The sequence below is a fragment of the Bradyrhizobium sp. genome (assembly GCF_028868675.1).
GTDB lineage: Bacteria > Pseudomonadota > Alphaproteobacteria > Rhizobiales > Xanthobacteraceae > Bradyrhizobium.
Genome location: NZ_JAGWUA010000127.1, coordinates 1 through 14,282, shown reverse-complemented (window position 1 = coordinate 14,282; position 14,282 = coordinate 1). Strand labels below are relative to the sequence as shown.

Sequence of the window (14,282 nt, the reverse complement as noted above, 5' to 3'; positions counted from 1 at the left end):
CGACGTCGAAGGCGTGCTCGGCACCAACCTGCCGGTGTGGTGCGACGGCTACGCCGCCCCGCCCTCGGTGGCCGGGTTGACCTTCGTCGGATGGGGCGAGCCGATCGGTTGCGGCGGCGTTGCGGTATTTCCGAACGACATCGTCGTCGCCGACCAGGACGGCGCCGTGCTGATCCCGCAGGCGCTGCTCGATCATGTGCTGGCGGAAGGACCGGAGCAGGAACGGATGGAAGCCTGGATCGTCAACGAGGTGAACAACGGCGCGGTGCTGCCGGGGCTCTATCCCATGAACGCCGAGACCAAGGCGCGCTACGCCGCCAGCAAGAAATAACGCCAACCAAGCGAGGACAACCCATGGAGATCCATGTCGCGGGCACCCGGCCGACACGACGCGCGCCCAAGGAGCACTTCACCGGCACGGTGCTGCAGGATACGGTCATCATGGCACCGGGTCCGGCGCGGCTGAACTGCTCGCGCGTGACGTTCGAGCCGGGCGCGCGCACCAACTGGCACACCCATCCGCTCGGTCAGACGCTGTACGTGATCTCGGGCGTGGGACGCGTCCAGGCCAAGGGCGGCCCGGTTCGCGAAATCCGCCCCGGCGACACCGTCTGGATTCCGCCGGGCGAGAAGCACTGGCATGGCGCTTCCCCGACCAACAGCATGTGCCACATCGCCATGCAGGAGGCGCTCGACGGCGTCTACTCCAACTGGATGGAGCCGGTCACCGACGCGGAGTATGCGGCGGCGGTCGGCTGATTGCGTCTCATGCCCCGGACGCGCGTCATATCCGCTCCGCCGTCCACGTTCCCGTGCACATGGCGCCGTGCCATGTGCCGGAGCCTGACGTGCCGCTGAGCCGGCCGAATCCGACGGCGCGCTTGATGCCGCTCGCCAGGGTGACGTTGATGTTGCCGGCATCGACCACGCGGCCGGAGGCGGCGATCGCCGCGCCGCTCGATGCCACCTGGCCGTTGCTGATGCCGATCGAGACGGTCGCGCCGTTGCCGCAAGCCTCGCTCGTCGCGGCGATGCGAACGTTCCAGGCGCCGTCGAAGCTGCTGGTCGCGGCACTCGCCGCGCCAACCGGCAACGCGGCGGCTAGCATCGCGGCCAACAGCCCTTTGCGAAGATAATCCATGACACGCCTCCCATGGTCGAACCTGGAGCAACCGTGGCACGGACGTAGCCGGAACGATGTGAGGGCCGTCACGCTGAAGTTCCGGCGCCGCCCCGCGCTGGAGTCCCTTTGCACTGCGTCATCGAATTGACTGCCTGCCCGCGCATCTCGCTGCTAGATTTCGCGGGTCAAGCAGAGGGCAGCACGATGTCCGACAGCGACAAGGTCTTTGCCGGCTCCATCCCGGAAAACTACGACCGCTATATCGTTCCGCTGATTTTTCAGCCCTATGCCGATGACATGGCCGACCGCGTGGCCGCGCGGTCGCCGAAGGCAGTGCTCGAGACGGCCGCCGGCACCGGTGTGGTGACGAGGGCCATCACGGCCGTCCTGCCCGCGGATGCGACCTACACGGCGACCGATCTCAATCCGCCGATGCTCGCCTATGCGCGAAGCCGCCAGGCCGACGATACCCGCATTCGATGGCGTCAGGCCGATGCGCAAGGCTTACCGTTCGATGATGCGTCGTTCGACGTCGTCTGTTGCCAGTTCGGCGCGATGTTCTTTCCGGATCGTATCAAGGCCTACCGGGAGGCGAAGCGAGTGCTCGGCCCCCGAGGCGTCTTCATCCTCAGTGTCTGGGATCGGATCGAAGAGAACGTATTCGCGGACGACATCACCAACGCGCTTGCGGGATTATTTCCGCAGGATCCGCCGCGCTTTCTCGCGCGAACGCCGCACGGCTATTGCGACCTCGCGCTGATCGAGAGCGACTTGCAGGCCGCGGGATTTTCCGACGTCAGGATCACCACCATGGCCGCGCAGAGCAGCGCCCCGTCACCGCACATTCCGGCGCTCGCCTATTGCCAGGGCACACCCTTGCGCAACGAAATCGAGGCGAGGCAGCCGGACGGCTTGCAGGCCGCCACCGATCGCGCCACGCAGGTGCTCGCCGCGCGACACGGCGACGGCCCGGTCTCGGCGAAGATCCAGGCGCATGTGATCGAGGCCTCGGGATAGATCACACGCGCTTGCCTCAGTTCATGCGGGTCCAGGTCTGGCCGCCGCAGAACATGCCGCCGAAGGCGCAGCCCTGCACCCGCAGCCGGTCCGTTCCCTTCATCGCGATCGTGGAATCGTAGGTCGAGCCGGTGTTGGGATCGAGGATGCGGCCGGACCATTTCTGGTCCTTGGCGGGTTTCATGTTGATCAGGACCTGCTCGCCGTTCTGGTTGGATTTTGCGTCGACCGAGTAGCCGCAGAGATTGTTGCCGCACTGCTCGATGCGGACGCGGCCTTCCTTCTCCTCGGTGAGCCAGACCCCGAGCGGCGAATTGGGATCGCGCGCCGGCGCCGCCACCGGCGCGGGTGCAGCGGCCGCCGCCTGAACGGGGGGCTGCGGTGTGGCCGGAGGAGGCGCGACAGGCGCAGGCGGAACAGCCGCTACGGCGGGGGCGGGGGCGGGCGGAGGCGGCAGCACGGCCGTGTCGGCCGGAGCGTTGTTCGCGGTCGTGGTCGGCGAAGCCGGGGGCGCCGGCGGCACGGCGGGAGCGGCCACGGCGGGAGCGGCCGGGGCTGCCTGGTCAGCCGTGGCTGGCGCGGGCGCCGGACCGGCCGGCTGCGGCGCGCGTGCAGCGTCCTGGTCCGTCCTGACGTCGTTTTTAGCGTCGTTCTTGGTCTTCTTCGCCTTGCCACGGCCGGTATTGTCGTAGATGCCGGGGATCGACACGGTGCCGCGGTCGGGATCGATGCGGATCGTGTGACCGCCATATTCGAAGCTGTACTGCGCCTGGGCGGCCGTGCTCGCCAGCAGGAATGCGGCCGTCGCCAACAACCTCTTCATCTCGATCTCCTGAGCAGGTGGTCCCCGCGCCGACCCTTACGCCTCGCGCGGTTTGCGAAACGTGATCCAGATCACTTTCAGAGTATGAGTCGTGCTCCCCTCGACCCCGGTTCAATACCGGCCAAGTCCGCCCGGAGTTTGACGAGGCCTGCGTCATTTGGGCATAGGCGCTACTCGAACCAGGCGGCGTAGATCCTGCGGAAGCTGCCGTCTTCCGTCGACAGATGCAGCCACTGGTCGACGAAGGCCTTCAGCGCGACGTCGCGCTGCAGCCAGTAGGCCTTTTCGGCGAAATCGAACGGCTTGTCCGGATGCACGGCGCAGAGCACGCCGGGGTGCTGCTTCTGCTGGTAGCGCGTCTCGGACGCGTCCGTCATCATCAGGTCGGCGTTGCCCTTGGCGATCTCGTCGAAGATCGTGACGTTGTCGCCATGGACGCTGATCGCGGCGTCCTTGATGTGGGCGCGGGCAAAGCGCTCGTTGGTGCCGCCGGGATTGACGATCACCCGCGTGCCCTTCTTGTCGATGTCGGCGAGCGTCTGGTATTTGGCGACGTCGGTGCAGCGCGAGATCGGTGTCTTGCCCTCGCGCATGATGGGCGTGGAAAACAGCCCCTTCTTCTGGCGATCCAGCGTGATCGAGACGCCGCCCATGGCGATATCGAACTGATCGGCCTCGAAATCCTTCATCAGCTTCGGCCAAGCGGTCGGGACATATTCGACCTTGACGCCGAGCGCCTTGCCCAGGGCCTCCGCCATGTCGACGTCGAAGCCGCGGAACGTCTGGGTCGACTTGTCGAGATAGGTGAAGGGCAGGTAATCGCCGGTCATGCCGACGCGGAGCGTCCCGCGCTTGACGATCTCATCGAGCCGCGAGGGCGCGGGCTGCTGTGCCTCGGCCGAAAAGGTCACCAGGAGAATTGCAGCCAGGCCGGCCAATATCCGAACGATCATCTCTTTCCACCCTCGCGTGAGCCGTCATCTTGCGTTTCGCGGGAGCGATTTAGACCAGATGTCGGCGGCAGGCGAGAAGGAATCGCGAGAAGGAATCGAAGAAGAATTGTCTTTGGAAGACGAGAGGGCTCAGGCCTCGCCGCCGCCCTTGCGGACCAGTTCGGCCACCTTGCCACGGCCCGCGATTTCGTTACGCAGCACCTCGAAGCGGTGATGAGCGTCGCTTTGACGCTCGTCGGCCAGCCGCACGGCGGCTTCGCCGCTCATCGGGCCGGTCACGACGGGCGCGGAGGTCTCTCCGATGGTTTCCTCGACGTAGTAGCCGCCGTCCTCACCCCGCCGTACGGTCCAGCGCAAGCGGATTGCCTCCATCGGACCGGGACCGAGCTTGGTATAGCCGTCGGCATCGCCGGGCTCCGGCACCAGGGGCTGTTCGTCGACCGCCGCGGGTTCGGCGGCGACCGGCCTTGCGGCTTCACGGGCGGGCTCGGGGTGCTCGAGAATACTGGCGATCGTCGCCAGAGCGTGATCGGTCGGGTCGATATCTGACAAGGGTCCATCCTCCGGCGCAGCGCGGCCGGCGACTCTGTCCCAATGCCGGCGCGGCCCGCCTTATTTATTCGCCTGCGAATACGGCTGAGTTTGGGCTCGATCAGGCCGAAATTGGCGGCACCTTGTCCTTCCAGGGGCAGGCCTGCTCGAGCTGGCCGGCGAGGCGGAACAGCGTCGCCTCGTCGCCGAAGCGCGCGGCGAACATCATGCCGAGCGGCAATTCCGCCTTGCTCCAGGCGAGCGGCACCGACATCGCCGGCTGGCCCGACATGTTGAACATGCCGGTCCCCGGGATGTAGCGCCGCAAGGTCGGGGCGACGTGCGACAGGTCCGGGCCCATCGTATTGAGTTCGCCGATCCGCAGCGGCGGGGTGCAGAGCGTCGGCGCCAGGAAGACGTCGAATCCCTGCATGAATTCGGCGAGTGCGCGCGAAATGCGGAACGCATCGATCTCGGCGGCGATGTAGTCGGCCGCGCCGATTGCCGAGGCCCGCATGGCGCTCACGAGCGTCAGCACCTCGAAATCGCGATCCGTCATGGCGCGCCCGAAGCGCATTTCCGCGAGCTTCACGGCGAACGCCGTGTTGGCGCTGACGATCGCCGTCATGACCAGCGCAGGATCGGCCGGGAGGACCGGCGCGCGCTCTTCGACGTGGTGACCGAGCCCTTCCAGCAGGCGGGCCGTGTCGCGAACCGCGGCTGCGACTTCGGGATCGATGGCGTCGCCATAGGGCGAGCGGTCGGTAAAGGCGATGCGCAGCCGGCCCGGCTCCCGCCGGACCTCTTCTGCGAATGGCCGCTCCGGCGGCGGAGCGACATAGGGGCTGGACAATTCCGGCCCGCAGATCGCATCCATCATCGCAGCGCTGTCGCGCACGCTGATGCTGACGACATGGGCGCAGGAGAATCCGGCCCAGCCCTGGCCGCGGTCGGGACCGAGCGGATTGCGCGCCCGCGTCGGCTTCATGCCGAACACACCGCAGGCCGAGGCCGGAATGCGGATCGACCCGCCACCGTCGCTGGCATGCGCCACCGGCAGGATGCGCGCGGCCACGACGGCCGCGGCGCCGCCCGACGATCCGCCGGTGGAGTGGTTGGGATTCCAGGGGTTGCGGGTCGGCCCGAACAGGCGCGACTCCGTCGTCGGCATCAGGCCGAACTCCGGACTGGAGCTCTTGCCGAAGATCGTCAGGCCGGCGTCGAGAAAGCGCTGCGCCAGGGTGCCGCTGTGGTCGGCAACGTCGTTCTGGTAGATGCTGGCGCCGAACGTCGTGCGTGTGCCCTGCAGCAGTTCCAGATCTTTCAGGACGAACGGCACGCCGGTGAAGGGGCCGGCGGGAAGTCCCCGGGCGATCTGCTGACGCGCATGGTCGTAATGCTTGACGACGACGGCGTTGATTTTCGGATCGATCTTTTCGGTCCGCGCGATCGCTTCGTCCAGCAGTTCCGTCGCGCTCACATCCTTGCTGCGCACCAGGCCGGCGAGACCGACCGCGTCATATTTGCCGTAGTCCTTGAAGCCCATCAAAATTCCCATCGGCAGGAGTTGAGGATACGGCGTCGGGATCATTCCCGCCGCCGCTGGGCCAGCCGGCCGCTCGGTCAGGCGAGCACGTCCTGATTGATGACGTTGTGGCGGATCGGATCGCCGTCCAGCGCGCTGAGGATGTTGCGCGCGGTCTGCTCGCTCATGCGGTCGACCGCCTCGACCGTGACGCCGGCGACGTGCGGCGCGGTGATGACGTTGGGAAGCGCGAACAGGGGATTGCTGGTTGCGGGCGGCTCCTGTTCGAACACGTCGAGGCCGGCGCCGGCCAGCTTGCCCGACGAGAGGGCCGCGTGGAGATCCTTCTCGACGACGATTCCGCCGCGGGCGGTGTTGATCAGATAGGCCGTCGGCTTCATCCGGCCGATGCGGGCCGCGTTCATCATGCCGACCGTTTCCGGCGTCTTCGGGCAGTGCAGGGTGACGAAATCGGCCCGGGGCAGCGCCGCGTCGAGGTCGGAGACCGGCTCGCAGCCGGCGCCCCTGACGTCGGCGGCGGCCTTGTAGGGATCGTGGACCAGGACGTCCATCTCCATGGCCAGGCAGCGCTTTGCGGTGCGCGTGCCAATGCGGCCAAAGCCGACGATGAGCACCGTCTTGCCGTAGAGGTCGAAGGGCAGCTTGCCGAGCCGGTGCGGCCAGGTTCCCTCCTTGACCATCGCGTCCATTTCGACGGCGCGCTTGGCGAGCATGAGCATCATGAACAGAGCCTGCTCGGCGACGGACGGCGAGTTCGCGGTGCCCGCCACCATCAACGGGACCTTGCGGCGTGACAGTGCGGGCACGTCGACCGCGTCGTAGCCGACGCCGATACGGGTCACCACCTTCATGTCCTTCGAGGCTTCGAGCTCGGCTTCCCCGAAGCTCGTGGCTCCCAGCGCGACGCCGTGGACCGGCGCATGCTGCGAGAGCATCGCCACGAAGTCCCTGGCCGAAATCAGGTTCGGAAACTCGACGAGCTCGATGTCGTCACGTTGATTGAGGAGAGCCCGGGCACCTTGCGACAAAGTTTGCGTGATGAAGATTTTCTTCTTGTTGGTCGTCATTTCCCCCGCCTGCTTCGCATTGTTGTCCGGCCGTCACAGCACGACGCCCGTCGTCTCGTTTAGCAGGTGCATGTTGTTGAGGTCCATCGCCAGGCGCATGGGAGCCCCGTCCTGGGCGCCGGCATTCGGATTGACTCGGCCGCAGACCGCCACTCCATCGAGCCCGAAATACACCAGCGTCTCCATGCCCATCGGCTCGGTGACGTCGAGCACCGTGTCGAAGCTCTCGACGCCGGGCTCCAGATGCCCATGCGACTCGGTGATGTGTTCGGGCCGGATGCCGAGCTGCAGGAGTTCGCTGCGCGGCAGGGCGTTGTAGCGGGCCGCGCGGGCCGGCGGCAGCGGGAAGGCGATGCGGTCGGTCAGGCGCAGATTGAGCTTGCCGCCGACCTCCTCGAGTCGGCACGGCAGGAAATTCATCGCCGGCGATCCGATGAAGCCCGCCACGAAGCGCGTCGCCGGCTTGTGATAGAGCTCGTTCGGCGTACCGATCTGCTCGATGCGGCCATGGTTCATCACGACGACGCGGTCGGCCAAGGTCATCGCCTCGACCTGGTCGTGGGTGACGTAGACCGTCGTGGTGCGCACCTTCTGGTGCACCTTCTTGATCTCGATGCGCATCTGCACGCGCAGCTTGGCGTCGAGATTGGACAGCGGCTCGTCGAACAGGAAGACCTTGGGATTGCGCACGATCGCGCGCCCCATCGCGACGCGCTGGCGTTGGCCGCCGGAGAGCTGCTTCGGCTTGCGGTCGATCAGGTCGGTGATGTCGAGGAGGCGGGCGGCTTCCGTCACCCGCGCCTTGATCTCGGCCTTCGGGTAGTGCTTCAGCCGCAATCCGAAGGACATGTTCTCCGCCACCGTCATGTGGGGATAAAGCGCGTAGTTCTGGAACACCATCGCGATGTCGCGATCCTTCGGCGGCACGTCGTTGACGACGTCGCCGCCGATCATGATGTCGCCGTCGGTGATGTCCTCGAGCCCCGCGATCATGCGCAGCGTCGTCGACTTGCCGCAACCGGAAGGGCCGACCAGCACGATGAACTCGTGGTCGGAGATGTCGAGATCGATGCCGCGCACCGCCTCGACGTCGTCGTAACGCTTGATCACCTTCCGCAACGTAACGTCAGCCATGAGACTTCGACCCCTCGATTTCAACCCTTTGTCGCGCCGGCGGTCAGGCCGGCGATGTAGTAGTCCATCAGGAAGGCGTAGATGATCAGCGGCGGAGCCGCGCCGAGCAGCGCGCCGGTCATGATCTGGCCCCAGTTGAAGACGTCTCCCTTGATCAGGGTCGTGATGATGCCCGCGGGCAGGACCAGCTGATCGACCGAGGTCGTGAAGACCATCGGGTACAGGAACTGCGCCCACGACGCGGTAAAGGCGAAGATGGTGGCGGCGATCAGGCCGGGCAGGGCGACCGGGATGAAGATGCGCGTCAGGGTCTGGAACCATGAGGCACCGTCGATGATGGCGGCTTCATCCAGCTCCTTCGGGATCGAGGCGAAATAGCCGATCATGATCCAGGTGCAGAACGGCACCGTGAGCGTCGGATAGATGAAGAGCAGCACGTACCATCGATTGATGAGCTGGATTCCGGTCCAGTCGCCGATCACTGCGAACATCTTGAACAGCGGGATGAACAGCAGGGTGTCGGGGATGAGGTAGGTCAGGAAGACGCCGGTGGCGAGCGTCGCCGAGCCCCAGAATTTCATCCGCGCCAGCGCGAAGGCCGCCGGCACGCTGATCAGCATCGTGATGGTGACGACGAAGATCGAGACCAGCGCGGAGTTGAGGAAGAACCGCAAGTACTGGTTCGAGCCGAGCAGTTCGGCATAGTTCGACAGGGTTGGATGGAACACCCACCACGGATTGGTCGCCGCCGAAATCTCCGCGCTGCTCTTGAGCGAGGTGATCAGCATGTAGATCGGGGGCACCAGAGAAAAGATCGCGAAGATGCAGAGGAAAAAATACGACCAGCGCAGCGCCCAGGTGCGGTCGCGGCTCATGCTGCCGTATTTGACCTTGCGGCTCGGTCCGGCCTTGTCGATTGCCATCGTGCTCATCAGGCCTCATTCCCCCGTTTGGTCACATCGCGCAGGATGAAGATCGCGGCCACGGCGAGGATCGGCACCATGAACAGCGAGACGCTGGCGCCGAGCGGGATGTCGCTGCCCTCGATGCCGACGCGGAACGCCCAGGTCGCGAAGATATGGGTGTGATCGAGCGGTCCGCCCGAGGTCAGGATGCGCACGATGTCGAAATTGGCGAAGGTCACGATGAGCGAGAACAGGGCGGTGATCGCAATGATGTTGCGCATCATCGGCAGCGTCACGTACCAGATGCGCTGCCACCAGTTGGCCCCGTCGATCGCGGCCGCCTCGTAGAGCTGCTCGGGGACCGATTTCAGCGCGGCCAGGTACATGATCATGAAGAACGGCGCGCCGTACCAGATGTTGACGAGAATGACGGAGAAGCGCGCCCAGCCCGCGTCGCCGGTCCAGGGGATCGGCCCGATGCCGAACGCCGACAGGGTATAGTTGAACGCGCTGTAGGAGGGGTCGAACAGCCACAGCCACGCCAGCGTGCTCATCGCGGGTGGGATCACCCAGGGCACGAGCAGCATGCCGCGCCATTTGCGCTGGCCCTTCGCCGGCACGTTGTGGACGAAGTGCGCGACGATGAAGCCGATCAGCGCCTTGAAGAACACGGCCGAGATCGCGAAGATGCAGGATTGCTTGACGACCAGCCAGAAGGTCTCGCGCTTGAACAGGAACTCGAAATTGCCAAATCCGACGAAGCGCGCCATCGACTTGTTCAGCGTCGCCAGGTGCACGGCGTAGAACGCCGGGTAGACCACCAGCAGCAGGATCAGCAGGATCAAGGGCAGCGTCATCAGGAACGCCATCGTCGACTTGCGTTTCAGAGCGTTGTGCAGGCTCGTGCGCCTGCGCACGCCGCCAGCAGAGGCGATGCGACTTTGCTCAAATGCGACGTCGGCCATGTTGGCAATCCCTGGTGCTGCGCGCCGCCGCGGCAGCCGAGCGGGCCGCCGCTTGCGCGTGTTGGAGATCGATGCGGCGGGCGGCGCCGATCCGCGCCGCCCGCCGCCAAGGAACAGGCTCTAGCTCCGCATGAAGCCTTCGCACTCGCCTTCGGCCCAGGCGAGCGTCTTTTCCATCGCTTCGCCCTGCGCATAGCGCAGGCACATCTTGGTCAGCGTGGCCTGGAAGTAGATCTGCTGCGCGATCTTCGGCGGCGCCGGAGAAGCCGCGATCGACAGCGTCTGATGCTTGTAGGGATCGGGATAGTGGAAGAGCGTGCCCTTCGGCGGGCCCTCCTCCGCCCAGACCTTCAACTTGGTGAGATTTTCGAACGCCGGCAGATCGTAGCCGCCGCTCGCGACCACCATCTTCTCGACCGAGGCCGGTTGCGACAGATGGAGCAGCAGGCTCTTGGCGGCCTCCTTGTTCTTCGAGAAGCTCCACAGCGACCAGAAGAACGGCAGGAACGGTGCAAAGCGTCCCTTCGGTCCCGACGGGAACCCGTGGGTCCAGCACTGCTCGGCAACCTGCGGCGCATCGCGCTTGGCGACCGCCCAGGCGCTCGGCGGGTTCATGATCAGTGCGCCCTTGCCGGACACCAGCCATTTGTTGTTGGAGGCGTCGTCCCACGCCGAGACGTCCGGCGGCAGGAAGGCGATCAGCTTCTTGTAATAGTCGAGCGCCTGGCGCACCTCGTCGGTCTTCACGGTAAGATTGCCCTTGGCGTCGACGAGATGCCCGCCGAACGACTGGAAGATCGCGCCGGCGGTATCGACGCAGTCGGAGGTCTCGCCGAGACCGATGCCGAACGGCACGCCGCCCTTGTAGCAGGCTTCCGCGGCCTTCAGGAACGTGTCGAGCGTCCAGTTGTCCGCTTTCGGAGGACCGCCGGCCGGATACATCGCCTGCACGTCGATGTTGGCGAACTTCTTCATCAGGTCGATGCGCGAGCAGGGGCCCTTGATCTGGCTGCCGACGCAGGCCGGAACGCCGAGCCATTTGCCGCCGGCCTGGCCGAGATATTTGACCGTTCCGTTCACCTCGCCGTTCTGCTTGATCAACGCGTCCATGACGTCGTTCACGGGCTCGATGTTCTCGGCATTGGCGTGTGGCCACCATGTCGGCATCTGGAAGATGTCGTGGCCGGATTTCGCCTGCGCTTCCGCGGCGATGGTCAGGATGTTCTTGTTGCCCTGGCTGGTGATGTAGTCGATCGTGAGGTCGACCTTCTCCTTGGCAGCCCATTCATTGCAGAGGTCGGTCGAGGCCTTGTTGGCGCCGGGAACCCAATGGTCCCAGAAGGCCATCGACAGCTTGCCGGCCGCGTAAGCGCCGCGAACGTAAGGCGCGGTGATCATTGCCGCGGAGGTCGCCGCGGTGGCAGCCACAAATTGTCGTCGCGTAAGCTTCTTGCGTGACATCTCGTTTCCTCGCTTTGGTGTTTATTGTTTTCCTTTTCTTCTTCTTGGCGCCGTCGCCTTGCGCGTGCGGCGCAGAGAATTGGTAGCGCGATCAGAGCAGAATTGATCGCGTCTGTCGAGAAATCCAAACGTGTCATTTCTAAAACTAACGTTGTGTGCAAATTGGAGGCAGGCTGCACGGCCGACAGAGGGCGACGATGAACCGGGATGGCCCCTTTTGCGACGCACACAAGGGTCGGGCTCGGCGAGGTGCGCAATTACGCCGCAGTTCGGATCGCGGCTCTATAAGCAATTCGCACGTAAGAGCTTTTCAGGCGCGGCAATCTGGCGCACGAGTAGACCGGCTCGCGACGAAGACGTTACAGTTCCACCTCGACGACCCCTGCATTCCCAACAGCCGACTGACAAATCGACGATGGAGACGAGAATGATCAACCCGGCGCCGCCAGCACGGCTTCGCCTGCGACGATGGTTTGCGTTTGGGTCAATCGTAGCGCTGTTGCTCGGAGCCGCCGCAGTCGCGAACGCGCAAGGGCTGGTCAAAGGCGTTCAGGAGGGAGCTGCGGCCGGCAACAAGGCCGCGGGTCCTGTCGGCGGCGTGCTTGGCGGCGCCATCGGCGGCGTGGTTGGCGTCTTCACCGGCGTGCTGGGCGTCGGCAACAACAACCAGACGCCGGCGGCCGGCAACGCGAAGCAGCAGCAAGGCGCCGGCAAGACCGCCAATGGCGCGAAGGACGATGCCAAAGACAATTCCAAGGACAGCGCCAAGCGGGGCAAGGGCGCCAAGACGAGCAAGGAGGCCAAGGCCGCCAAGGACACCAGGGACGTCGCGGTCCTCACGCAAAACGGAGCTCCGCAACTCACGGCCGATCAGATCGTCGCCAACAGCGATTCCTACATCGAGCGCATCAAGACCGAGTTGAATCTCACGCCCGAGCAGGAGAAGCACTGGTACGGCTTCTCGAGCGCGATGCACTACCTCGGGCATAATGGTGCAGAGCGGCTCAACCTGAGGATAGCGCGCGCCAAGCGCGATCCGCCCGACGACATCATCGAGCAGATGCGGAACGAGGCCCAGTTCCTGATCGACCGGGCCGCCGACCAGCGCAGCGTGGCCGATGCCGCCGAGCCGCTCTACTCCAGCCTGGACGACAAGCAGAAGGAGGTCTTCATCCAGGAGATGGTTCGTCTCAGTCACGAGCGCGGGCTGGACTAGAACCGGCGGCGCAAGTCGAAACGCCAAGCCAGCGCCGGAACCGAGGCGCGCTCCTGACCTTGCAACGCAACGAAAGTTGCGCCGAACAGCTTGTTCGGGGCCACCGATCCACGGTATCCGCGACGCGGAGCCGCGCCGCGAATAGCCGGGCATCCGCACCCTGGGGTAGGTGGAAAGCGCGGCGCCCGACTATCCTGCCGCAGCGGCGCGGCCCCTCAAATTCGTCACGTGAAGTTGAAGAAAAGCGGACCGATTCACGCCTGACTGATGGCCGAGTCGAGGCGTTGTATGGAACCGGGACGCATCGCCGGATTGCAGCGGCCTCGCATCCATCGACGCCAATGACTGCCCGCACCGCACAATGAAGACTGCCTATATGTCCGATTTGTTTAGGCTTTAGGCCTATCTTCTGCCCGTCGCCAAGGCAGAAGGCTCATGGACGAGAAGCGAAAACACACCCGCACCCAGATCGAGGAACGGGCCTATGTCTCCTCCGGCGGCTCAGTCATGAGCTGCGTGCTACGCAACATCTCGCCCGCAGGCGCGGCCATCGACGTCGACAATCCCGCCTTCGTTCCCCAACGCTTTCGCCTCGTCATGGCAAAGGACTCGTCGGTTCGCGACTGCCGCGTGATCTGGATTCAGAAGAACCGGATCGGACTGGCCTTCGTCGACGAGCCGGGCGACGCCGGCCGCGGCTGATCGGGCGGACACCCCGCAAAGTCCGGGGATGGTCCTGCGCCCGTGCTGCAATGGTGCTAGGCTCCGGCGCGGTGGCTGGGACGATCATGCGGCGAGGTCACGATGACGCCGGAGCCTGCAATAATCTGTCTCGGCTGCTGGCAGAACATGCACGTGCCGATTCCGTTGCGCGGGCCGCTGTCTGCGCCATTTCGACTGTTCGGCATCAGGCCGAGCCGCATGAATCCGAACACCTGCACGATCTGCGAGATGGCGTTCACGCGGGTCATGAAGGCCCGTGCCGTCACCATCGATGCCACCGTGATGTTTGCGGATCTGCGCGGCTACACGGCTCTGACCCAGAGCCTCGATCAGGTCGCGCTGACCTCGCTGCTCGATGCGTTCTACGACGACTGCGCCGCCGCGATCTGGCGCTATGACGGGCTCCTGAACAAGACGATCGGAGACGCAGTGTTGGCGATCTTCAATTTTCCCGTGCGGCAGGCCGATCACGCCGCGCAGGCGTTGTTGGCCGCGCGGGAGATTCAGCGGCGCTTCGCCGGCAGACGCGACGAATTGATGCGCTCGATCGGGGCAGGCGGCCGCGAGATCGGCATCGGAATAGGCATCGACAGCGGCGACACCAATTTCGGCGAGTTCGGCCACACGCACCGCGACCTGACGGCGGTCGGAACCGTGGTCAATCGGGCCGCGCGCGCCCAGGCGGCCGCGAAGTCGGGCCAAATTCTGGTAACCGAGGCGGTACGGAAGCGGACCAGAGACATGGTCACCGGGATTGGCTACGAACATGTCTTGAAGGGCTTTCAGCAACCGGTAACGCTGTTTCCCGGTTAGCCGCG

General features: G+C 65.2%; 16 protein-coding genes and 1 pseudogene. 6 read left to right on the top strand and 11 right to left on the bottom strand.

Annotated elements, in window-relative coordinates; genetic code table 11:
* Both KGM94_RS16720 and KGM94_RS16715 read left to right on the top strand, forming a co-directional pair.
* Positions 1 to 331: pseudogene (locus KGM94_RS16720) on the top strand (ribonuclease activity regulator RraA); the annotation flags it as partial.
* Between the two features lie 23 nt (positions 332 to 354).
* Entirely contained in the window at positions 355 to 759 is a 405-nt protein-coding gene (locus tag KGM94_RS16715) for a cupin domain-containing protein (RefSeq protein WP_300261409.1), read from the top strand.
* A 25-nt stretch (positions 760 to 784) separates the two neighbouring features.
* Here the strand turns inward: KGM94_RS16715 and KGM94_RS16710 are convergent, their stop codons facing one another.
* A complete protein-coding gene (locus tag KGM94_RS16710) occupies positions 785 to 1,141 on the bottom strand; it encodes a hypothetical protein (protein ID WP_300261407.1) in 357 nt (118 codons plus the stop codon).
* Positions 1,142 to 1,327: 186 nt separating this feature from the next.
* On the opposite strand from KGM94_RS16710, the gene KGM94_RS16705 reads away from it, so the two are divergent.
* Entirely contained in the window at positions 1,328 to 2,140 is an 813-nt protein-coding gene (locus tag KGM94_RS16705; protein ID WP_300261403.1) for a methyltransferase domain-containing protein, read from the top strand.
* Between the two features lie 16 nt (positions 2,141 to 2,156).
* Here KGM94_RS16705 and KGM94_RS16700 read toward each other — a convergent pair whose 3' ends face one another.
* The 9 genes from KGM94_RS16700 to KGM94_RS16660 form a co-directional block, all read right to left on the bottom strand.
* A complete protein-coding gene (locus KGM94_RS16700) occupies positions 2,157 to 2,963 on the bottom strand; it encodes a DUF2147 domain-containing protein (RefSeq protein ID WP_300261399.1) in 807 nt (268 codons plus the stop codon).
* 170 nt (positions 2,964 to 3,133) lie between these two features.
* Complete coding sequence (locus tag KGM94_RS16695) at positions 3,134 to 3,916, bottom strand: transporter substrate-binding domain-containing protein (protein ID WP_300261396.1); 783 nt, start codon at positions 3,914 to 3,916, stop codon at positions 3,134 to 3,136.
* Positions 3,917 to 4,045: 129 nt separating this feature from the next.
* Positions 4,046 to 4,468, bottom strand: a complete 423-nt coding sequence (locus tag KGM94_RS16690) for a hypothetical protein (RefSeq protein ID WP_300261393.1) — start codon at positions 4,466 to 4,468, stop codon at positions 4,046 to 4,048.
* 100 nt (positions 4,469 to 4,568) lie between these two features.
* Positions 4,569 to 5,993 carry an amidase gene (locus KGM94_RS16685; RefSeq protein ID WP_300261411.1) on the bottom strand — a complete coding sequence of 475 codons (1,425 nt, stop codon included), beginning with the start codon at positions 5,991 to 5,993 and terminating at the stop codon, positions 4,569 to 4,571.
* 77 nt (positions 5,994 to 6,070) lie between these two features.
* Entirely contained in the window at positions 6,071 to 7,060 is a 990-nt protein-coding gene (locus KGM94_RS16680; protein ID WP_300261390.1) for a hydroxyacid dehydrogenase, read from the bottom strand.
* A 33-nt stretch (positions 7,061 to 7,093) separates the two neighbouring features.
* Complete coding sequence (gene ugpC, locus KGM94_RS16675) at positions 7,094 to 8,194, bottom strand: sn-glycerol-3-phosphate ABC transporter ATP-binding protein UgpC (protein ID WP_300261387.1); 1,101 nt, start codon at positions 8,192 to 8,194, stop codon at positions 7,094 to 7,096.
* A gap of 20 nt (positions 8,195 to 8,214) precedes the next feature.
* Complete coding sequence (locus KGM94_RS16670) at positions 8,215 to 9,126, bottom strand: carbohydrate ABC transporter permease (RefSeq protein WP_300261382.1); 912 nt, start codon at positions 9,124 to 9,126, stop codon at positions 8,215 to 8,217.
* Positions 9,126 to 10,064 (bottom strand): sugar ABC transporter permease, encoded by a 939-nt coding sequence (locus KGM94_RS16665; protein ID WP_300261379.1) that lies wholly within the window; start codon positions 10,062 to 10,064, stop codon positions 9,126 to 9,128. The genes KGM94_RS16670 and KGM94_RS16665 overlap by 1 nt, the downstream gene beginning before the upstream one ends.
* Positions 10,065 to 10,184: 120 nt before the next feature.
* Positions 10,185 to 11,525, bottom strand: coding sequence for an extracellular solute-binding protein (locus KGM94_RS16660; protein ID WP_300261375.1), 1,341 nt, complete (start codon positions 11,523 to 11,525; stop codon positions 10,185 to 10,187).
* A gap of 427 nt (positions 11,526 to 11,952) precedes the next feature.
* Here KGM94_RS16660 and KGM94_RS16655 point away from each other — a divergent pair, with 427 nt between their 5' ends.
* Positions 11,953 to 12,741, top strand: coding sequence for a Spy/CpxP family protein refolding chaperone (locus KGM94_RS16655; protein ID WP_300261370.1), 789 nt, complete (start codon positions 11,953 to 11,955; stop codon positions 12,739 to 12,741).
* Between the two features lie 435 nt (positions 12,742 to 13,176).
* Positions 13,177 to 13,443, top strand: coding sequence for a PilZ domain-containing protein (locus KGM94_RS16650; protein WP_300261367.1), 267 nt, complete (start codon positions 13,177 to 13,179; stop codon positions 13,441 to 13,443).
* A gap of 56 nt (positions 13,444 to 13,499) precedes the next feature.
* On the opposite strand, the gene KGM94_RS16645 is transcribed toward KGM94_RS16650, so the two are convergent.
* Positions 13,500 to 13,712 carry a hypothetical protein gene (locus tag KGM94_RS16645; RefSeq protein ID WP_300261364.1) on the bottom strand — a complete coding sequence of 71 codons (213 nt, stop codon included), beginning with the start codon at positions 13,710 to 13,712 and terminating at the stop codon, positions 13,500 to 13,502.
* On the opposite strand from KGM94_RS16645, the gene KGM94_RS16640 reads away from it, so the two are divergent.
* Positions 13,711 to 14,277 (top strand): adenylate/guanylate cyclase domain-containing protein, encoded by a 567-nt coding sequence (locus tag KGM94_RS16640; protein WP_300261361.1) that lies wholly within the window; start codon positions 13,711 to 13,713, stop codon positions 14,275 to 14,277. The genes KGM94_RS16645 and KGM94_RS16640 overlap by 2 nt on opposite strands.
* The last annotated feature ends 5 nt before the right edge of the window (positions 14,278 to 14,282 follow it).